This window comes from Streptomyces monashensis (assembly GCF_001866665.1).
Classification (GTDB): domain Bacteria; phylum Actinomycetota; class Actinomycetes; order Streptomycetales; family Streptomycetaceae; genus Streptomyces; species Streptomyces monashensis.
On the sequence record NZ_MLYO01000012.1, the window covers coordinates 349,178 to 369,662 of the forward strand.

Consider the following 20,485-nt stretch of genomic DNA (forward strand, 5'->3'; position numbering starts at 1 on the left):
TGTTGTCGGGTCGCGGTTGCCTGGGCGCAAGACGCTGGCTACCGGTCGGACACCCGCATCTCGAACCAGGTGGTCTTGCCGCGCGGCAGCAGGTCCACGCCCCACCGGTCGGAGAGCTTGTCCACGAGGAACAGGCCGCGGCCGCTGACGTCCAGGTCCTGAACCGGCATCAGACAGGGCAGCCCGCGCGAGGGGTCGCGGACCTCGACCCGGATCCAGCCGGGGCGGCGGCGCATCCGCAGGCCGAAGACCCGGGCGCCGGTGTGCCGTACGGCGTTGCCGACGAGTTCGGACACGAGTAAGACGGCGTCCTCGGTGATCTTGGGGGTCAGCCGCCAGGTCCGCAGGACGACGACCTGGGTGAGGCGGCGGGCGGTGGCCGCGGACTCCGGACGGGACGGCAGCGGGACCTCCGCCTCCGTCGGGTTTCCGAACAGTTCGAGCGCCTTGAGCGCCTGTTCGTCCTCGACCCCGGGCGACCAGCGTGCCGCGGCAGCACGACCGTGTCCCCGCGGCTGTTCGATGCCCTCCAGCCCCGCCATGCCCCCATGATGGCCGTCCGGAGGCGTCTTGGGGGCCGTTCCGGAGGAATACGCCCCCTGCGCGCCCCCAGTCTCACCTCTGCGCTTGGCATATGCCGACGACACGTCGACACCCGGCGCGACTCGGTTGACCTGCGCGGACGGCTCGCTTCCGGGCAATCGACCGGCTCCCTCGACGGGACAGGCTTAAGGTTGCCCTAAGGCTCCCATAATCCGCCCCAACGAGGGACCCGGAGGGGACGAGGCGTCAATTACAAAGAGTGCAGCGGGAGTTGTCGCCGAAGTTACCGGGAAGTTCACACGGTGGCGCTCAGCGGAACTTGGCCTTGCCCGGGCCCTCCTCCACGAAGCTGCGCATGCCGGTCTCGCGGTCCTCGGTGGCGAACAGGCCCGCGAACCAGTTCCGTTCGACGGCGAGCCCGGTGTCGATGTCGGTCTCCAGACCGGTGTCGACCGACTCCTTCGCCGCGCGCAGCGCGATCGCCGGCCCCTGGGCGAGCCTCGCGGCCCAGGCGTGCGCCTGCTCGTACACCTCGGCGGCCGGTACGACCCGGTCGACCAGGCCGATCTCGAGCGCCTCGGCGGCCTTGACCTGACGGCCCGTGAAGATGAGGTCCTTGGCCTTGGACGGGCCGACCAGCCGGGGCAGGCGCTGGGTGCCGCCGGCGCCCGGGATCAGGCCGAGGAGGATCTCGGGCTGGCCGAGCTTGGCGTTGTCGGCGGCGATGCGGAAGTCCGCGCACAGGGCCAGTTCGCAGCCGCCGCCGAGGGCGTAGCCGGTGACGGCCGCGACGACGGGCTTGGGGATGCGGGCCACGGCCGTGAAGGCGTCCTGGAGGCCGCGGGAGCGCAGGATCATCGCGGCGTGATCCATGTTCTGCATCTCCTTGATGTCCGCGCCCGCCGCGAACACCCGCTCGCCGCCGTAGATCACCACGGCGCGTACGTCGTCGCGGCGCGTGACCTCCTCGGCGAGTTCCTTCAGCCGGTCCTGGGTGGCGATGTCCAGCGCGTTCATCGGCGGACGGTCGAGGCGCAGCGTGCCGACGCCTTCGGCGACTTCGAGATTCACGGTCATGCAGGCAGGTTAACGGGGACTAACGGCGACCGGGTCGGTGCGCTCGATCACACTCGGCCGGGGGTCTGGGGGTTGTCCCCCAGGCAGACACAGCACGGGGACTAACGCGGGCGGGCCCGGTGCCGTTCCTCACAGCACCGGGCCCGCCCGTCGGTGCGGGCTCACTTCGTCCAGTCCGCCCACGACATGTTCCAGCCGTTGAAGCCGTTGGACGGGTCCACCGTGCGTTCGTCCGCGTGCTGGACGATCACCACGTCGCCGATGAGCGAGTGGTCGAAGAACCAGGCCGCCGGGGTGGAGCTGTCGTAGCCGCCCTGCACGTCCCGCAGGCCGATGCAGCCGTGGCTGGCGTTGTAGTTGCCGAAGGCGTCGCCGCCCCAGTAGTTGCCGTGGGCGAAGGTGCCGGAGCCGGTCAGGCGCATGGCATGCGGGACGTCCTTGATGTCGTACTGCTTGCCGTAGCCCACCGTCTCGCTGTCCATGCGGGTCTCGGTGAGCTTCTCGCTGATGACCATCTGGCCGTTCCAGGTGTCGTAGCCGGGCTTGCCGGTGGTGACCGGGAGGGTCCTGACGACCTTTCCGTCCTGGGTGATCTTCATCGTGTGCTTCGCGGCGTCCACGACGGAGACCTGGTTGCGGCCGATCGTGAACGTCACGGTCTTGTGCTGCTTGCCGTAGACGCCGGAGCGGCCCTCGACGCCGTCGAGGTTCAGGTCGACGGTGACCTTCGTGCCTTCCTTCCAGTACTTCTCGGGGCGGAAGTCGAGGCGGTCGTTGCCGAACCAGTGGCCCTCGACGTCGACCGCGGGCTGCGTCGTGATCCTGATGGACTTCTCGACGGCCTGCGGATTCGTGATGCCCCGCGTGAAGTTGACGGAGAACGGCATGCCCACGCCGACGGTGGAGCCGTCCTCGGGGGTGAAGGTGCCGAGGAAGGTGTTCTTCGGGGTGAGGGTGGTGAAGGTGGAGTCCTCGGCGCTCTCGCGGCCCTCGGAGTCCTTCGCGACCGCGTGCACCCTGTACGTGGTGGCCGCGGCCAGGTGGGTCGACGGCGTCCAGGACGCGCCCCCGCCGCTGATGCTGCCGTCGACCTTCGCGCCCTTGGCGTCCTTGACGGTCACCTCGGTCAGCCTGCCCTTGGCGACGTCGACCTTCAGCGCGCCGCTGGTGTCGACGCCGGTGGCGCCGGACTTGGGCGATATGGTGACGGCCGCCGCCGACTGCTGCTTGCCCTGCTGGGTACTGGAGCCCTTGCCGTCGGCCCCCGCCCCCTTGCCGCCGCCCCCGCCGCACGCGGCGAGCGACAGCACCAGGGCGCCGGATATCAGCGCCCATCCTGTGTTCCCACGGCCTCGCCGTCCCGCCGCCGACGCCCCCGATATGGGCCGCACGTTCAAGTCGTCTCCCCTCGCCGGACCTGGTCAGGCCCGCTCCCCACCACACTGGTGCGCGCATATTAACCGCCTGGTTTTGAGCTCGGTGTCAGGCGAATGTCACCGTTCCGTCGCAACTTGCGCCCGCACCCCCGCCCGTACCGAAAGCCCCTCCCCCGGTTACTTCACCGCGCTGCCCGTATTCCACTCCTGCCAGGTCATGTTCCAGCCGCCGAGGCCGTTGTCCGGGGCCACCGTCCGGTCCCGGCTGCCCACGACCTCCACGACGTCGCCGATGAGGCTGCGGTCGAAGAACCAGCCCGCGGGCGTGGCCGAACTGCCGCCCTTGACATCCATGAGCCCCACGCATCCGTGACTGACGTTGACGTGCCCGGGGGCGTCCGGCGACCAGTAGTTGCCGTGCAGATAGGTGCCGGAGGCGGTGAGCTTCATGGCGTGCGGGACGTCGGGGATGTCGTACTCGCCGCCGAAGCCGACCGTGCGGCTGTTCATGCGGGTGACGTCCTTCATGTCCATCACCACCATCTTGCCGTTGTACGTCGGGTTGCGCGGGCCGCCCGCCGTGATCGGCACCGTGGCGAGGAGCTGGCCGTCGCGGCGTACCTCCATGGTGTGCTTCGCCGCGTCCACCAGGGAGACCTGGCTGCGGCCGACGGTGAAGGCGAAGGTCTTGTCCTGCAACCCGTAGACGCCGGGCGCCCCCTGGACGTCGCGCAGGCCCAGGTGGACGGTGACCTCGGTGCCGGGTTTCCAGTACCGCTCGGGGCGGAAGTCCAGCCGGCTGCCCCCGAACCAGTGCGGACGGATCTCGACGGGCGGCCGCGCGCTGACCCGGACGGCGCGTTCGACGGCGGCCCGGTCGGCGATCCCCCGGCTGAAGACGAGCGAAACGATCATGCCGGTGCCGACGACGGCACGGTTCTCGGGGGTGACGTAGGCGATGAACCGCTGGTCGGGGACGAGGGTGGTGAAGGTGGTGTGCCGGGCCGAGCGGCGGCCGTCCGCGTCGCGCGCCACCACGTCGACGATGTACCGGGCGGCGAGCGCGAGCCGGTCGTCGTCGGGCCGCCAGCTCCGTCCGTCAGCGCTGACGTGCCCGCGGACCGGGGAGACCTGCGCGTCCTGCTCCCTGACGACGGTCACCTTCTCCAGCCGCCCTTCCGGCACCCGGATCCGCAGCCGCTCGCCGGGGCGGACGCCCGTGCCGGCGTCGTCGGGGCTGACGCGGATGACGTCCTGTGGCGCCCGGGGCTTGTCGTACGCCCCGAGCTGACCGGAGCCCCCGGAACAGCCCGCCAGCAGTGCCGCCCCTGTCAGTACCGCGGCCAGCGCGGCCCCCGCGCGCCGTGCGCGTCCTTGTACGTGCCTCACGCGGGGCTCAACGACCGGGCCCGCCCGGGGGAAACGTGAGTGCGAGGCACGCACTGGGCAGAAGACAGGGAAGGACGACACGTTGGGGAGCCTCCGGAGGGGGACCCCAGCCCGAACAGGAGCCGCACGGGGGCGCAGCCGTGCCGGAGGGCCGAGCGGGATGCTCTTCGGGCGGTGGACTGCGCCGTCCCCCGGGCTGGAAGAGGGGCCGACAGGTGACGAGCGCAGCGGAGCGGCGGGCACCGGCCGGGCAGCCGGCCCTCGGGACCGGGCAGCAGCCTGCCGGGCTGAACGGCGTCCGGCACGCCGCGGCGCCGGCCCCGGTGGTCTGGCCGGGCGCGCCGACCCCGCTCGGGGCCCGGTTCCGGACCGGCCCGGACGGGGTCGCGGGCACCAACTTCGCCCTGTGGGCGGGCGGGGCGGAGGCGGTCCGGGTCTGCCTGTTCGACGAGGGCGGCCGCGAGACCCAGGTCCGGCTGACCGAACTGACGCACGAGATATGGCACGGCTTCGTACCGGGCGTGATGCCGGGCCAGCGCTACGGCTACCGGGTGGACGGCCGCTGGGACCCGTGGACCGGCGCCCGCTGGAACCCGGCCAAGCTGCTGCTGGACCCGTACGCGCGGGCGGTGGACGGCGAGTTCGGGCTACCGCCCGAGGTGTACGGGCACGTCCGGGACTGGCCCGAGCAGTACGTCGCCGACACCGTGCGCGACGAGCGGGACTCGGCGCCGTACGTGCCGAAGGGTGTCGTCGTCGACGATGACGACGACTGGGGGGACGACCGCCGGCCGAAGACCCCCTGGGCCGACTCCGTCCTCTACGAGCTGCACGTGCGCGGCTTCACCAAGCTGCACCCCGGCATCCCGGAGGAGCTGCGCGGCACGTACGCCGGGTTGGCGCACCCGGCCGCGATCGAGCACCTGACCCGGCTGGGGGTGACGGCCGTGGAGCTGCTCCCCGTCCACCAGTTCGCGCACGAGGACCACCTGCTGCGCCGGGGCCTCGTCAACTACTGGGGCTACAACTCCATCGGCTACTTCGCCCCGCACGCCGGCTACGCGGCCACCGGGACGACGGGCCAGCAGGTCGGCGAGTTCAAGCGGATGGTGCGCGCGCTGCACGCGGCCGGCATCGAGGTGATCCTCGACGTGGTCTACAACCACACTGCGGAAGCTGGGGAGTTGGGGCCGACGCTCTCCCTGAAGGGCATCGACAACCGCGGCTACTACCGGCTCCAGGCGGACGCCCGCCGCTACGCCGACTACACCGGCTGCGGCAACACGCTGCACGTCGTCCAGCCCCAGGTGCTGCGGCTGATCACCGACTCGCTGCGCTACTGGGTGACCGAGATGGGCGTCGACGGCTTCCGCTTCGACCTCGCGGCGGCGCTGGCCCGCTCGATGCACGACGTCGACATGCTCTCCCCGTTCCTGGCGGTCATCGCGCAGGACCCGGTGCTGCACCGGGTGAAGCTGATCGCCGAGCCGTGGGACATCGGCTCGGGCGGCTACCAGGTCGGCGCCTTCCCGCCCCTGTGGACGGAGTGGAACGACCGCTACCGCGACGCGGTCCGGGACTTCTGGCGCCAGGCCCTGCCGGACGTGCGGGAGATGGGCTACCGCCTGTCCGGCTCCAGCGACCTGTACGCCTGGGGCGGCCGCCGCCCGTACGCCTCGGTCAACTTCGTCACCGCCCACGACGGGTTCACGCTGCGCGACCTGGTGTCGTACGAGCGCAAGCACAACGAGGCCAACGGCGAGGACAACCGCGACGGCACCGACGACAACCGCTCCTGGAACTGCGGCGCGGAGGGCGAGACACGGGACGAGCGGATCCGGTCGCTGCGCCGCCGCCAGCTCCGCAACCTCCTGACCACCCTGCTGCTGTCCACCGGTGTGCCGATGCTGGTCGCCGGCGACGAACTCGGCCGCACCCAGGGCGGCAACAACAACGCCTACTGCCAGGACAACGAGATCGGCTGGCTGGACTGGTCGCTGACGGCCGAACCGGGCTGGCGGGCGCTGACCGACCTGACCGCCCGCCTGATCGCCCTGCGCCACCGGCACCCGGTGCTGCACCGCCGCGCCTTCTTCTCCGGCCGCGCGCACTCGGCGGACGGGCTGCGCGACCTCGCCTGGTTCACCCCACGGGGCACGGAGATGACCGAGGCCGACTGGTACGCCCCCGCGGCCACGCTCGGCATGTACCTCTCCGGCCGGGACATCCCCGGCCGTGACGAGCGGGGGGCGCCGGTCGTGGACGACAGCTTCCTCGCGGTGCTGCACGCGGGCGGGGAACCGACCGGGTTCGTGCTGCCGGGCGCGCCGTGGGCGCAGCGGTACGAGGTGCTCGTGGACACCGACCGCGAGGACCAGGCGGAGCCGCCGGGCACGGTGCATCCGGCGGGGGAGCGGATCACGGTGCCGGGGCGGTGCGTGCTGCTGCTGAAAGTGCTCTGAGGGGCTGAGGGGGCCTGAGCCGGTGTGCGGGCCGGCTCAGCCCAGGATGCCCCGGTCGTACCCCGTCGCCACCGCCGCCGCGCGGTCGTTGACGCCCAGCTTGGCGTACAGGTGGGTGAGGTGGGTCTTCACCGTGGCCTCGCTGATGAACAGTTCGCGGGCGATCTCACGGTTCGACGTGCCCCTGGCCACCAGGGCGAGGACCTCGCGTTCGCGGGCCGACAGCGGTTCGCCGGACGGGGCACGGGGGGTGCGGACCGCGTGGACCAGGCGGGAGGCGACCGCCGGGGAGAGGACCGTACGACCCTCGGCGGCGGCCCGCACACCGGTGAACAGCTCGTCGCGCGGGGCGTCCTTCAGCAGGTAGCCGGTCGCGCCCGCCTCGATCGCGGGGAGGGTGTCGGAGTCGGTGTCGTAGGTGGTGAGGACCAGGACCTTGGCGCGGGCGCCCCGGCGGGTCAGCTCGCGGATCGCGTCGACGCCCGAGCCGCCCGGCATCCGCAGGTCCATCAGGATCACGTCCGGGTCCAGGGCAGCGGCCCGCGCCACCGCCTCGACGCCGTCCGCGGCCTCCCCGAGCACGCGGAAGCCCGGCGCCGACTCGAACATGCCGCGCAGGCCGTCGCGGACGACCGGGTGGTCGTCCACGATCAGCAGGGAAATCACGGTCTCAGCGGTCATCGCCGACCAACGGTACGCGAGCCGACACCGCCGTGCCGTGACCGGGTTCGGACTCCACGGTCAGGGCGCCCGCGATGCGCTCGGCGCGGGCCCGCATGCCGTCCAGGCCGAAGCCGCCGGCGCGGGTGCGGGGCGGTACGGCAGCGGGATCGAAGCCCGTGCCGTCGTCGCGGACGTCGAGGGTGACCTCGTCGCCCATGAAGGAGAGGGTGACCCCGACCCGGGTCGCGCGGGCGTGCCGGGCGGCGTTGGACAGCGCCTCCTGGGCGATGCGCAGCAGCGTCGCCGAGACCTCGTCGTGCAGCTGCTCGGTGGTGCCGGTGACCGTGAACTCGGCCCGCACGCCCGTGCGTTCGCCCCATTCCGCGACCGTCTTCTTCAGCGCCTCGGGCAGCCCGTCGGCCATGAGCTCCACCGGCGCCAGGTTGTGCACCGACCGGCGGGCCTCGCCGAGGCTGTGCCGGGCCAGCGTGGAGGCGCGCTCCAGATGGGTGCGGGCGGTGGTCAGGTCGGGGGCGTTCGCGACGACCTGGAGCTGCGCGATGATCCCGGTCAGGCCCTGGGCGATGGTGTCGTGGATCTCGGCGGCGAGTCGGCGCCGCTCGTCGGCCACGCCCGCCTCCCGCGCCTGGACGAGGAGCTGGGTGTGCAGGGCCGCGTTCTCGTCGAGGGCCTGCTGCAGCGCCGTGTTGGTGCGCTCCAGCTCGGCGATGGTGTCGGCCTGGACACTGAGCCGGGCCTGCTCCTGCTCGGCGAACCGGGTGAACACGCTGACCATCCCCATGTTGACGCCCAGCACGAGGAAGAAGCCGAGCCACATGACCAGCCCGTGCGGCGGCCAGCCGCCCACCTCGCTGCCGGCCATGGTGACGGCGGTCAGGAAGAGTCCCGGCAGCACCAGCCGGCGCGGCAGCTCCCGGCCGGCGGTGTAGTAGCCGCTCACGGCGTAGAAGGCGAAGAACGGGTTGGCCCAGGTCAGCACGAAGGCGACGGACCAGCGCAGGAGGTAGAGGGACACACCCGTCCGGCTCGGGCCCGGCCGCCTGCGCTTCACCCTGCCCCAGTACAGCTGCAGCACGGCGGCCACGGGCACGAGGACCGTGCAGACGATCATTCCGGGCCGGTCCATGCCGACCGGCCGGGCGGAGATCGCCGCCGCGACGACACCGACGACCAGCAGCGCCCAGGGCCCCCAGGTGTCGAAGGAGGCCCGGGGCGGCTGCTGCACGGTGCTCGTCATGCCCCCAGTGTCCGGCACGGCCCGCTCACTCCCAGCGGAACCAGCGCACGGCGGCGCCGGTGAGCAGCACCGTCCACGCCGCGAGCACCCCGAGGTGCCCCCAGGCCGGCCAGTCGCCGGAGGCGGCCTGGTCCAGGGCGCGGGCCGCCGCACCGAACGGGGTCAGCTGGACCACCCTGGCCAGCGCGTGCGGCATGGACCGCACCGGGATCCACACGCCCGCGCTGAACATCATCGGGAAGAGCACCATCGACCCGATGGCACCGGCGACCTTCGTCGTCCGGGAGAGCGCCGAGACGACGCTGCCGAGCGCGAGGGCGGACGCCGCCGCGAGCAGCAGGGCCAGCAGATAGCCGGCCGGCTGCCGGGGCAGCGTCACCCCGAAGGCCGCCCGGCCGACCACGAGCGCGAGCACCGCCGAGGCCAGCGCGGCCACGCCCTGGACGGCCATCTGTGCCGCCAGCAGCGCCGAGGGGCGCACCGGCGTGACGGACATGCGGCGCAGGATGCCGCGCTCCCGGTAGCCGGTGAGGACCTGCGGCAGCCCCTGCGCCCCGGACATGATCAGCGCGATCAGTACGGCGATGGGCACGTAGACGTCGACCGGCCGCAGCCCGCCCATCGACGCGTCGGCATGACGGAACGAGGGGATGGAGCCGAGGATCGCCAGCAGCAGCGAGGGGAACAGGAAGATCCAGAAAATGGTGGCCGGTTCCCGGCGCAGCAGCCGGAACTCGGTGCGCAGCACGGCGGTGTTCACGCGGCTTCCTCCTCGGCGGGGCCTGCGGTCAGGTCCAGGAACGCGTCGTCCAACGTGGCGTCGACGACCCGGAGCTGGCGGGCGGTGATGTGGTGGCGGGCGAGCAGGGTGATGACGGCGTCCACGGTCTCGTCGGTGCCGGACAGCGTGATCCGCTCCCCCTTGCGCTCGACCGAGGCGAGCGCGGGCAGCGCGGCGAGCTCACGCTCGTCCAGCGGCGCGGACGGGCTGAAGCTGATGACCGTGGCGCCCGCCGAGCGGCGGATGAGCCCGGAGGGGGTGTCCAGCGCGGCGATCCGCCCCCGGTCGATGACGGCGATCCGGTCGCACAGCCGCTGCGCCTCCTCCATGAAGTGGGTGACCAGCAGCACGGTGACCCCGCTCGCGCGGACTTCCTCGATCAGCTGCCAGGTGTCGCGCCGGGCGCGCGGGTCCAGGCCGGTGGTCAGCTCGTCCAGCACCACGGCGCGGGGCCCGCCGACGAGTGCCAGCGCGATGAACAGGCGCTGCTGCTGACCGCCGGACAGCTTGCCGAAGCGGGTGCTCAACTTGCCCGTCAGGCCGAGTCGTTCGGCGAGGGGCCGCCAGTCGGCGGGGCGCGGGTAGAACGCGGAGTACAGCTCCAGCGCCTCGCGCACGGTGAGCTTGGCCTGGAGTTCGCTCTGCTGCAGCTGGGCGCCGAGCACGCGCGCGACCTCCGCGTGGTCGGCGACGGGATCGTGGCCGAGGACCCGGACCCGGCCGCCGTCGGGGACCCGCAGGCCCTCGACGCACTCCACGGTGGTGGTCTTGCCGGCGCCGTTGGGGCCGAGGATCCCGAAGATCTCGCCCTCCTCGACGGTGAAGGAGACACCGTCGACCACGGCGCGGCCGCCGTACGACTTGCGCAGATCGGTGACTTCGATGACGGATGGCATGCTCCGAGCATTGCGCCCCGGAACCCCGCGGCACATCGGCCGACCCGCTCGAAGCCGCATCCGCCGATCGGTTGATGCCGCCCTACGACTCCTCGCGCGCGCAGGTCGTAGGACCAGCGACGGAGCCGCCTCCGGCCGAAACTCGGTGGGCGATGTCAGTGCCGGTCCGTACGCTCGCGGTGATGCCCACGACACGTGCAACCACCGAGGACCGATCGGCCGTCCGCACGCTGCTGCGGCTGTGGCCGTACGTACGCCCCGTGCGCGCACGGCTGTTCACGGCCGCGTTCGTCGCCGTCGTGGCCTCCTGCACGGGGCTGGTGATCCCGCTCGTCCTGAAGTGGATGGTCGACGGACCGGTCGCCGACCGCGACCCGGGCGGCGTGTGGCTCGGTGCCCTGTACCTGTTCCTGCTGGGCGTCGCCGAGGCGCTGCTGTTCGGTCTGCGCCGGTGGCTGGTGGCCCGTCCGCTCTCGCGCGTGGAGGCGCGGATGCGGGCGGGGCTGTACGGGCGGCTGCAACGGCTGCCGGTGAGCTTCCACGACCGCTGGGCCTCGGGCCAACTGCTGTCCCGGGGCACCACGGACCTGATGCTGCTGCGCCAGTTCCTCGCCTTCCCGCTGACGTTCCTGCTGGTCAACGGTGTGACCATCCTGGTCGGCGTGGTGATCATGCTGGCGCAGGACTGGGTGCTGGGGCTCGTCATCCTCGGACCCACGATCCCGGTGATGTGGACCTGCGCGGTCTTCGAGCGGCGGTACGCCACGGTGGCCCGGGCGGCGCAGGACCAGGTCGGCGACCTGACGACGGTGGTCGAGGAGAGCGTGCTCGGCATCCGCGTCGTCAAGGGCTTCGGCCGCCACCGCAGCCAGACGCACGCCTTCCGCGAACTGGCGCTCACGCTGCGCGGCACCGAACTGCGCAAGGCCCGGCTGCTGGCCGTCATCTGGGGCGTCATCGTGACCCTGCCCGAGCTGGCGATCGGGGCGGCACTGGTGCTGGGGGTGGTGCGGGTGTCCGACGGCGGCCTGTCGGCGGGCACCCTGGTCGCCTTCCTGAGCACGGCACTCGCCCTGCGCTGGCCGGTGGACTCCATCGGCTTCCTGCTGGCCATGAGCCAGGAGGCGGCAACGGCCACGGAACGCTACTTCGAGGCGATGGACGAGGCTCCGGAGGAGGACTCGGCAACGGCTGGACACGGGGAAGGCCCGGCCGCCCGGCGCGGGGAGGACTCGATCACCCGGCACGGGGAGGTCTCAGCCGCCCGGCGTGAGCGCGGTGGACCGCGCGCGCACTCCGCCGCCGGGCTCCGGTTCGAGAACGTCCGGTTCCGGTACCCCGACGCGGACCCCGCCTCGCCGCCCCTCCTCACCCGCATCGACCTGCACATCCGCCCTGGTGAGTCCATGGCGCTGGTCGGTGCGACCGGGAGCGGGAAGACGACGCTCACCGCGCTCGTGCCGCGACTGCACGAGATCACCTCGGGGCGGATCACCCTCGACGGCGTCGACATCACCGAGATGCCCCGCGAGGAGCTGCGCGCCAGGGTGGCCGTGGCCTTCGAGGAGCCCACGCTCTTCTCGGCGAGCGTCGGCGAGAACGTCCTCATGGGTGCCGGGCCGGACGCGGGCGAGCCGGAGTTGGAGCGGGCGCTGGACGTCGCGCAGGCCGCCGGCTTCGTGCACGCCCTCCCGCAGGGCGCCGGCACCCGGGTCGGCGAGCAGGGCCTCAGCCTGTCCGGCGGTCAGCGCCAGCGCCTCGCGCTAGCCCGCGCAGTCGTCGGCAGACCGGACTTCCTGGTCCTGGACGACCCGCTGTCCGCCCTCGACGTGCACACGGAGGCGGCCGTGGAGTCCGCCCTGCGCCAGGTCCTCGCCGACACCACCGCGTTGATCGTGGCCCACCGCCCGTCCACGGTGCTGCTCGCCGACCGGGTCGCCCTGCTCTCGGGCGGCCGGATAGCCGCCGTCGGCACGCACCACGAACTGCTGCGCACCAACGCCGAGTACGCGCATCTGATGTCCGGGGAGTCCGGGCACTCCAGGGACGGGGAGGAATCCCGTTGACCACCACGACCGCCTCCACCCCCACCTCCGACGACGACGAACTCCCCGGTCCCGGGCGGCAGACGGCCGCGGGGAGGGCCGCGCCGGGGGCCGACGGCGCGGACGACGCCTTCGACCGGGACGTCCTGCCCACCGCGCCCGGCGCCACCGCCGCCCTGCTGCGCTCCCTGCTCGCCCCTCTGAAGGGCAGGGCGGTACGGACCACGGTCCTGCTGCTGCTCCAGCAGGCGGCCGTGCAGACGGGCCCGCTGATCGTGGCGTACGCCATCGACAACGCCGTACCCGCGTTCCGTGACCACCGAAGCGGCCCGCTGATCGCGGTGGCCGTCGGCTGTCTGCTGTGCGCGCTGCTCTCCGGCGCCCTCCAGGCCGCGTTCATCGAGACCTGCGCGCGCGTCAGCCAGGACGTGCTGCTGGACCTGCGCGGCCGGATCTTCCGGCACGCGCAGGCACTGAGCGTCGACTTCCACGAGCGCTACACCTCCGGCCGGCTGATATCCCGCTCCACGACGGACGTCGAGTCGCTGCGCGAGCTGCTGAACGACGGGCTCCAGGAGCTGGTGACCGTCGTGCTGTCCTTCGTCTACATCTCCGCGCTGCTGCTGTGGCTGGACCTCGGCCTGGGCGCGCTCGCGGTGGCCTCCCTCGCGCCGCTGTACCTGCTCGTGCGCCTGTACCAGCGGCGGGTGGGGCGGGTGTACCGGGCCCGGTCCACGGCGATCGCGGCGGTGATCGTGAAGTTCGTGGAGACGATGAACGGCATCCGCCCGGTGCGCACCTTCCGCCGGGAGGCCGTGAACGACGCCGAGTTCGCCGTGCTGAACCGGCGGCACGAGCGGACGAACGGCGACGCGCTGCTGGAGATGGCCCGCTATGTGGTCGGCTCCCGGCTGGTGGCCAACACGGCGGTGGCGGGGATCGTTCTGTGGGGCGCCTACCGGGTGGCGACCGGCTCGCTGGAGCTGGGCGTGCTGGCGGCGGCGGTCCTCTACCTCCGCCGCCTCTACGACCCCATCGACCGGCTCGGCATGTTCCTGAACGCCTACCAGTCGGCTGCGGCCTCCCTGGAGAAGATCGCCGGCCTGCTGGCCCAGACCCCGTCCGTGCCCGAGCCGACGGCGCCCCGCGAACTCCCGCCGCCGAAGGGCGACGTGCCCGGACGCGAGGTCGTCTTCGACGCGGTCCGCTTCGGCTACCGCACCGGCGGCGAGGTGCTGCCCCGCTTCGATCTGACCCTCCCGGCCGGACAGACGGTCGCCGTGGTCGGCTCCACGGGCGCGGGCAAGTCCACCCTCGCCAAGCTGCTGGCCCGCTTCTACGACCCCACCGGCGGCCGCGTCCTGCTCGACGGCGTGGACCTGCGGGAACTGCCCACGCCGGAGCTGCGGCGCGGGGTGGTCATGGTGACCCAGGAGGCGTTCCTGTTCTCCGGGACGGTCGCGGACAACATCGCCGTCGGCCGGGCCGACGCCACCCGCGAGGAGATCGAGCGGGCCGCGAAGGCGATCGGCGCGCACGCGTTCATCAGCGCGCTGCCCGACGGCTACGACACCGACGTACGCAAGCGCGGCGGCCGTATCTCGGCCGGGCAACGCCAACTGGTCGCCTTCGCCCGGGCGTTGCTGGCCGACCCGGCGGTGCTGATCCTGGACGAGGCGACCAGCTCCCTGGACATCCCGGGCGAGCGGGCGGTGCAGCGGGCGATGACGACGGTGCTGCGGGGGCGTACGGCGGTGGTGATCGCGCACCGCCTGTCGACGGTCGAGATCGCGGACCGGGTCCTGGTCATGGAGCACGGCCGCATCGTCGAGGACGGCCCACCGGCCGACCTCGTCTCGGGCCCGGGCCGCTTCGCGGAGCTGCACAGGACCTGGCGGGACAGCCTGGCGTAGGCCCAGGGCGACGCGAACGGGGGACGGATGATCGACGCGTACGAGGAACCGGGTGTGCCCGACACCCGCGGCGGCTGGCGGTTTCTGTGGTGGCTGGTGTGGCGGCAGCGGGGGCGGTCGCTGGCCGGTGCCACGCTGGCCAGCGTGTGGATGGTGCTGCTGGCCGCGCAGCCGTACATGGTGGCGCGGGCCGTGGACGACGGGCTGGTGCCGGGGCGGCTGGGGGTGCTGGCCGCGTGGGCGGGGGCGATGTTCGTGCTGGGCGCGGGCAACGCCTGGCTGAGCATCATGCGGCACCGCACGATGACCCGGGTGCGGATGGACGCCAACTTCCGCACGGTGAAGGCGGTCGTGGGGCATGTGGTGCGGCTCGGGGACGCGCTGCCGCGCCGGGCGGGGGCCGGGGAGGTCGTGACCATCGGCGTCGGCGACGTACAGGTGATCGCGCAGTCGCTCACCGCCGTCGGGCCGGGCGTCGGCTCGATGGTGGTGTACGTGGTGGTCGCCGGGCTGCTGTTCACCGTCTCGGCGCCGCTCGCCGCCGTGGTCCTGCTCGGGCTGCCGGTGCTCGCGCTGGTCACCGGGCCGCTGACGCTGCGCCTGCAGCACGCGGAGAGCGAGTACCGGGAGCGGCAGGGCGTGCTGACCGCCCGCATCGGGGACCTCGCGGGGGGCCTGCGCGTCCTCAACGGGCTGGGCGGGAAGTCGCTGTTCGCCGACGGGTTCCGTACGGACTCGCAGGCGCTGCGCGCGCAGGGGTACCGGGTGGGCGCGGTGGCCAGCTGGGTGCAGGCGCTCGGCGTGGGCCTGCCCACCCTGTTCCTCGCCGTCGTGACCTGGCTCGGTGCCCGGCTGACGGCCCAGGGGCACATCAGCGTCGGCCAGTTGGTGTCGGTGTACGGCTATGTCGCGGTGCTGATCGGGCCGGTGGCGTTCATGGTGCAGATGGCCTACGAGCTGAACCGTGGCGTGGTGGCCGCGCGTCGGGTCGTAGGGCTGCTGCGCCTCGCGCCGGACCCGGACGTGGGCACGCGGCCCGCGCCCGCCGGGCCGGCCGAGCTGCACGACCCCGTGTCCGGGGTGCGGATCGCGCCGGGCCGGCTGACCGTGCTGGCCGCCGCCCGGCCCGCCGAGGCGACCGCCGTCGTCGACCGGCTCGGCCGCTTCGGCCCGACCGACGCCACCTGGGGCGGGGTGCGGCTGGACGCGATCCCGCTGGCCGACGTACGCGCGCGCGTGCTGGTCGCGGACAACGAGGCCGACCTGTTCGCCGGGCCGCTGCGGGAGGTCGTGGCCGCCGAGGGCGCGGTCGGGGAGGCTGCGCTGCGGCGGGCGCTGTACGCCGCAGCGGCCGACGACGTCGTACGCGGGCTGCCGGAGGGGGCCGACTCGGCCGTCGCCGGGCAGGGCCGCAGTCTCTCCGGTGGCCAGCGCCAGCGGGTGCGGCTGGTACGGGCGTTGCTGGCCGACCCCGAGGTGCTGCTGGCCGTGGAGCCGACCTCGGCGCTGGACGCGCACACGGAGGCGACGGTGGCCGAACGGCTGCGGGCGGCGCGCGAGGGCCGTACGACGGTGGTGACGTCGACGTCGCCGCTGGTGCTGGACCGCGCGGACACGGTGGTGTTCCTGGCCGACGGCAAGGTCGCGGCGCACGGCCCGCACCGGCGGCTGCTGGCCGAGGAGCCGGCGTACCGGGCCCTGGTCGCCCGGGACGTGGAGGCCGGGAACACCGAGGATGCCGCGGACACGGAAGGGGTCGCAGGGTGACGGCGGGCGTGCCGGGTGAGGGGTTGCTGCCGGTCGCGGACCGGGCGCAGGTGCGGCGGGCCGTGGTGCGGCTGGTGCGGGCCGACGGGCGGGCGTTCGCCGCCGCGGTGCTGCTCAACGCGCTGGCGGCCGCGGCGGGACTGGCCGGGCCGTGGCTGGTCGGGCGCATCGTCGACGAGGTGCGCGCCGGGCACGGGGTCGGGGCGGTGGACCGGCTCGCGCTGTGGATCCTGCTGTGTTCGCTCGCGCAGCTGCTGCTGGCCCGCTGGGCGCGGCACGTGGGCTACCGGTTCGGGGAGCGGATGCTGGCCCGGGTGCGCGAGGAGTACGTCGAGCGGGTGCTGGCGCTGCCCGCGTCCGTGGTGGAGCGGGCCGGGACGGGTGACCTGACGGCGCGGGGGACGGCGGACGTGGCGACCGTCGGCAGCACGCTGCGGGACGTCGGTCCGGAACTGCTGGTCGACTCCGTGCAGGCGCTGTTCGTGCTGGGCGCGGTGTTCGCGCTGGACCCGCTGTTCGGGGCGTTCGGGGTGCTCGCGCTGACCCCGATCTGGCTGTCGCTGCGCTGGTATCTGCGGCGGGCCCGGGACGGCTATCTCGCCGAGGGCGCGGCGACGTCCGAGGTGGCGGAGATCGTCGCCTCGACGGCGGCCGGGGCCCGCACGGTCGAGGCGTTCGGGCTGCGGCAGCGGCGGATCACGGCCGGCCGGGACGCGCTGGAGACATCCCGCCGGACCCGTTTCTACACGCTGTTCCTGCGGACGGTGTTCTTCCCGGCGGTCGACATCACCTACACCGTGCCCGTGGCGGGGATCCTGCTGCTGGGCGGCTGGCTGCACGAGCGGGGCTCGGTCGGGGTGGGCGCGGTGGTGGCGGCGGCGCTGTATCTGCGGCAGTTCACCGAGCCGCTGGACCAGATCCTGATGCGGGTGGAGCAACTGCAGAGCAGCGGCGCCTCGTTCGCGCGCGTGGAGGGGCTGGCGGCGCGGGCGCCCCGCGGGGACGCAGGGACGGGCTCGCCGGTGCCGGCGGACGACCGTGTCGACGTGCGGGGCGTGCGGTACGCCTACGAGCGCGGCGGCGAGGTGCTGCGCGGGGTGGACCTGACGGTGCGGCCCGGGGAGCGGCTCGCGGTGGTGGGGCCCTCCGGGGCCGGCAAGACGACGCTGAGCCGGCTGCTCGCGGGCATCGACCGGCCCGGGTCCGGCGCGGTGACGGTGGGCGGGGTGCCGGTCGCCGATCTCGAGCCGGAGCTGCTGCGCCGCCAGGTGGTGCTGGTGACGCAGGAGCACCATGTGTTCCTCGGCACGGTCCGGGACAACCTCCTGATCGCCGAACCGGAGGCCACGGACGACGCCCTGTGGGCGGCGCTGGCGGCGGTGGGCGCCGACGCGTGGGTGCGCGACCTGCCGGCCGGCCTGGACACCCGGCTGGGTACGGGCGGCACGGCCACCGACGGCTCGCAGGCCCAGCAACTCGCCCTGGCCCGTGTGGTGCTGGCCGACCCGCACACCCTGATCCTGGACGAGGCGACGGCGCTGCTGGACCCCACCACGGCCCGCCACACCGAACGCGCCCTCGCCGCCGTTCTGGAGGGACGTACGGTCATCGCCATCGCGCACCGCCTGCACACCGCGCACGACGCCGACCGCGTGGCGGTCATGGAGGACGGCCGCCTCTCGGAACTGGGCACGCACGAGGAGCTGGTGACGGCGGGCGGGGCGTACGCGGCGCTGTGGCGGACCTGGCACGGGGACGCCCGCTGAGGGGCGCTTCCCGCCGGGCAGTCCGCATACCGGACATGAACATCCGGTCAACGGACCGTTTCCGGCCAAGTTTGTGACGCGGTCCTGACAGACATACCCATCCCCTGCCACTCTTCCCTGGCCGACTCACAGCAACCCCACAACTGCACGCGCACGCACGCGAGTCGGCCCGCACGACCCCGCACCTCGTTTCGCGCACGTCCTGTTCTGCCCGGACGCCCCGACCTCTCGTCCGGTCTCCCCTGGCCGCACGACCCGCGGCCACGCAGAAGGAGTCAGTGTTGAGACGCAATTCCTCTCGCGGACGCACCTCCCACACCCCGCAGTTCCGCACCGCCCACCGCCGCAGCGCCGCGCTCGCCCTCGCCGGTGTCGCCGCGCTGATCGCCGCCGCCGTCCAGACGGGCGCGGCCAGTGCCGCACCGGCGGCCACCCCGCGGCCCGCCACGACGAACCCGGCGCACACGGCACTCAGGCTCTCGCCCTCGCAGCGCGCCGAGCTGCTGCGCGACGCCGATGCCACGAAGGCCGCGACGGCACGCTCGATCGGCCTCGGCAGCCAGGAGAAGCTGGTCGTCAAGGACGTCGTCAAGGACGCCGACGGCACGCTGCACACCCGCTACGAGCGGACGTACGCCGGTCTGCCCGTCCTCGGCGGCGACCTGGTGGTGGACACGAACAAGTCCCGCAAGACCATGGACGTCATCCGTGCCACGAACGCCACCGTGAAGGTCCCCGGCCTCACCCCGAAGGTCTCCCGGGCCGCGGCCGAGCAGCAGGCCGTGCGGCGGGCGAAGGCGCGCGGCGGCACGAAGTCGGCCGCCTCCGGCGTCCGCAAGGTGATCTGGGCCGCCACGGGCAGGCCCGTCCTCGCCTACGAGACGATCGTGGGCGGCCTCCAGGACGACGGAACCCCGAACCAGCTGCACGTCGTCACCGACGCCACCACGGGCAGGAAGCTCTACGAGTACCAGGGCATCGAGACCGGCGTCGGCAACACCCGGTACAGCGGGCAGGTCACGCTGACCACGGCCCGGTCGGGCTCGACGTACACGCTGACCGACGACTCGCGCGGCGGCCACAAGACGTACAACCTGGGCGGCGGCAGCGACGGCACCGGCACGCTGTTCTCGCAGGACAACGACACCTGGGGCGACGGGACCACGTCGAACGCGGCCACCGCGGGCGCCGACGCGGCCTACGGCGCGCAGGAGACCTGGGACTTCTACAAGAACGTCTTCGGCCGCAGCGGCATCAAGAACGACGGCGTCGGCGCCTACTCCCGCGTGCACTACGGCGATTCGTACGTGAACGCGTTCTGGGACGACAGCTGCTTCTGCATGACGTACGGCGACGGCGCGAACAACGCCCAGCCGCTGACCGCGCTCGACGTCGCGGGGCACGAGATGAGCCACGGCGTCACCGCCAACACGGCGGGGCTGAACTACAGCGACGAGTCCGGCGGCCTGAACGAGGCCACCAGCGACATCATGGGCACCGGTGTGGAGTTCTACGCCAACAACCCCACCCACCCCGGGAACTACCTCATCGGCGAGCAGCTCAACATCAACGGCGACGGCACCCCGCTGCGCTACATGGACCAGCCGAGCAAGGACGGCAGCTCGGCCGACTCCTGGTCCTCGTCGGTCGGCGGCCTCGACGTCCACTACTCGTCCGGTGTCGCCAACCACTTCTTCTACCTCCTGTCGGAGGGCAGCGGCGCCAAGACGATCAACGGCGTGAACTACAACTCGCCGACGTCGGACGGGCTTCCGGTGACCGGAATCGGCCGGGACAAGGCGCTCCAGATCTGGTACCGGGCGCTGACCACCAAGTTCACCTCGACCACGAACTACGCCGACGCCCGCACCGGCACCCTCGCGGCGGCCGGTGAGCTGTACGGCACCTCCGGCGCCGAGTACGCGGCGGTCGAGGACGCCTGGGCGGCCGTCAACGTCGGTTCGCGCTCCGGCGGCGGTGGCGGTGGCGGCACCGGCTCGACGTACGACAACAACACGCGGACGGCGATCCCGGACAACGGTCCCGCCATCACCTCGGCCATCACCGTCTCCGGCCGCGGCGGGAAAGCGCCGGGCAACCTCCGGGTGAACGTCGACATCACGCACACATGGCGCGGCGACCTGGTCATCGACCTCGTCGGCCCGTCCGGCAAGGCGTACCGGCTGAAGAACTTCAGCTCCTCCGACTCGGCCGCCGACGTCAAGGCGACGTACACGGTGAACGCGGCGGCCGAAACGGCCGACGGAACGTGGAAGTTGAAGGTGCAGGATCAGGCCAGTCAGGACACGGGCACACTCAACGACTGGAAGCTGACCTTCCCGTAGGCCGCACGTCAGGGCCCTTGTGTCACGGCGCCGTCCGAGGGCGGACCCCCCTCGGACGGCCCGGGTTCACATTCCTGAAATGTTTCTCCGCCGGTCGTCTTTCAGCCAACATCACTTCAAGGTCCTGACATGTACGCGCCCTTGATGTCACTCTCTCTCCACCCGCCGCAGCAGCACAGCAACTTCACAACCCCACACAGCCGG

At 72.8% G+C, this 20,485-nt stretch carries 14 protein-coding genes; 6 read left to right on the forward strand and 8 right to left on the reverse strand.

The genetic code is table 11. The annotated features are described in order from the left end of the window. Nucleotides 1–38: 38 nt before the first annotated feature. From BIV23_RS06390 to BIV23_RS06405, 4 genes are all read right to left on the reverse strand, one after another. Nucleotides 39–647 (reverse strand): ATP-binding protein, encoded by a 609-nt coding sequence (locus tag BIV23_RS06390; RefSeq protein WP_079172981.1) that lies wholly within the window; start codon nt 645–647, stop codon nt 39–41. Nucleotides 648–852: 205 nt separating this feature from the next. Continuing rightward, the gene (locus BIV23_RS06395; RefSeq protein ID WP_071379739.1) at nt 853–1,620 is read right to left on the reverse strand and encodes an enoyl-CoA hydratase/isomerase family protein; all 768 of its coding nucleotides are present in this window, start codon (nt 1,618–1,620) and stop codon (nt 853–855) included. Between the two features lie 161 nt (nt 1,621–1,781). Continuing rightward, complete coding sequence (locus BIV23_RS06400) at nt 1,782–3,017, reverse strand: L,D-transpeptidase (protein ID WP_177239738.1); 1,236 nt, start codon at nt 3,015–3,017, stop codon at nt 1,782–1,784. A 156-nt stretch (nt 3,018–3,173) separates the two neighbouring features. Beyond that, on the reverse strand, nt 3,174–4,385 hold the full coding sequence (locus tag BIV23_RS06405; RefSeq protein ID WP_079172978.1) for a L,D-transpeptidase: 1,212 nt from the start codon (nt 4,383–4,385) through the stop codon (nt 3,174–3,176). A 215-nt stretch (nt 4,386–4,600) separates the two neighbouring features. Here BIV23_RS06405 and glgX point away from each other — a divergent pair, with 215 nt between their 5' ends. Then, a complete protein-coding gene (gene glgX / locus BIV23_RS06410; RefSeq protein WP_177239740.1) occupies nt 4,601–6,847 on the forward strand; it encodes a glycogen debranching protein GlgX in 2,247 nt (748 codons plus the stop codon). Between the two features lie 36 nt (nt 6,848–6,883). Here glgX and BIV23_RS06415 read toward each other — a convergent pair whose 3' ends face one another. The 4 genes from BIV23_RS06415 to BIV23_RS06430 are packed head-to-tail and all read right to left on the reverse strand — an operon-like array spanning nt 6,884 to nt 10,445. Beyond that, the gene (locus tag BIV23_RS06415; RefSeq protein ID WP_071379741.1) at nt 6,884–7,528 is read right to left on the reverse strand and encodes a response regulator; all 645 of its coding nucleotides are present in this window, start codon (nt 7,526–7,528) and stop codon (nt 6,884–6,886) included. Further along, complete coding sequence (locus BIV23_RS06420; RefSeq protein ID WP_071379742.1) at nt 7,518–8,768, reverse strand: sensor histidine kinase; 1,251 nt, start codon at nt 8,766–8,768, stop codon at nt 7,518–7,520. Before BIV23_RS06420 ends, BIV23_RS06415 begins: the two co-directional genes overlap by 11 nt. A 25-nt stretch (nt 8,769–8,793) precedes the next feature. After that, nucleotides 8,794–9,528, reverse strand: a complete 735-nt coding sequence (locus BIV23_RS06425) for an ABC transporter permease (protein ID WP_071379743.1) — start codon at nt 9,526–9,528, stop codon at nt 8,794–8,796. Then, complete coding sequence (locus tag BIV23_RS06430) at nt 9,525–10,445, reverse strand: ABC transporter ATP-binding protein (RefSeq protein WP_071379744.1); 921 nt, start codon at nt 10,443–10,445, stop codon at nt 9,525–9,527. Before BIV23_RS06430 ends, BIV23_RS06425 begins: the two co-directional genes overlap by 4 nt. A gap of 182 nt (nt 10,446–10,627) precedes the next feature. Here BIV23_RS06430 and BIV23_RS06435 point away from each other — a divergent pair, with 182 nt between their 5' ends. From BIV23_RS06435 to BIV23_RS06455, 5 genes are all read left to right on the forward strand, one after another. After that, on the forward strand, nt 10,628–12,511 hold the full coding sequence (locus tag BIV23_RS06435) for an ABC transporter ATP-binding protein (RefSeq protein ID WP_071379782.1): 1,884 nt from the start codon (nt 10,628–10,630) through the stop codon (nt 12,509–12,511). Further along, nucleotides 12,508–14,403 carry an ABC transporter ATP-binding protein gene (locus BIV23_RS06440; RefSeq protein WP_071379745.1) on the forward strand — a complete coding sequence of 632 codons (1,896 nt, stop codon included), beginning with the start codon at nt 12,508–12,510 and terminating at the stop codon, nt 14,401–14,403. Before BIV23_RS06435 ends, BIV23_RS06440 begins: the two co-directional genes overlap by 4 nt. A 27-nt stretch (nt 14,404–14,430) precedes the next feature. After that, the gene (locus tag BIV23_RS06445; protein WP_071379746.1) at nt 14,431–16,170 is read left to right on the forward strand and encodes an ABC transporter transmembrane domain-containing protein; all 1,740 of its coding nucleotides are present in this window, start codon (nt 14,431–14,433) and stop codon (nt 16,168–16,170) included. After that, nucleotides 16,167–17,936: an ABC transporter ATP-binding protein gene (locus BIV23_RS06450; RefSeq protein ID WP_071379747.1), complete on the forward strand. Its 1,770-nt coding sequence runs from the start codon at nt 16,167–16,169 to the stop codon at nt 17,934–17,936. Before BIV23_RS06445 ends, BIV23_RS06450 begins: the two co-directional genes overlap by 4 nt. A 281-nt stretch (nt 17,937–18,217) precedes the next feature. Continuing rightward, nucleotides 18,218–20,281, forward strand: a complete 2,064-nt coding sequence (locus BIV23_RS06455) for a M4 family metallopeptidase (RefSeq protein ID WP_071379748.1) — start codon at nt 18,218–18,220, stop codon at nt 20,279–20,281. The last annotated feature ends 204 nt before the right edge of the window (nt 20,282–20,485 follow it).

Excerpts from the sequence above, each read along its gene's own strand:
- BIV23_RS06395 (WP_071379739.1), bottom strand. The coding sequence starts at position 1,620 with ATGACCGTGAATCTCGAAGTCGCCGAAGGCGTCGGCACGCTGCGCCTC.
- BIV23_RS06415 (WP_071379741.1), bottom strand. The coding sequence starts at position 7,528 with ATGACCGCTGAGACCGTGATTTCCCTGCTGATCGTGGACGACCACCCG.
- BIV23_RS06420 (WP_071379742.1), bottom strand. The coding sequence starts at position 8,768 with ATGACGAGCACCGTGCAGCAGCCGCCCCGGGCCTCCTTCGACACCTGG.
- BIV23_RS06430 (WP_071379744.1), bottom strand. The coding sequence starts at position 10,445 with ATGCCATCCGTCATCGAAGTCACCGATCTGCGCAAGTCGTACGGCGGC.
- BIV23_RS06435 (WP_071379782.1), top strand. The coding sequence starts at position 10,628 with ATGCCCACGACACGTGCAACCACCGAGGACCGATCGGCCGTCCGCACG.
- BIV23_RS06445 (WP_071379746.1), top strand. The coding sequence starts at position 14,431 with ATGATCGACGCGTACGAGGAACCGGGTGTGCCCGACACCCGCGGCGGC.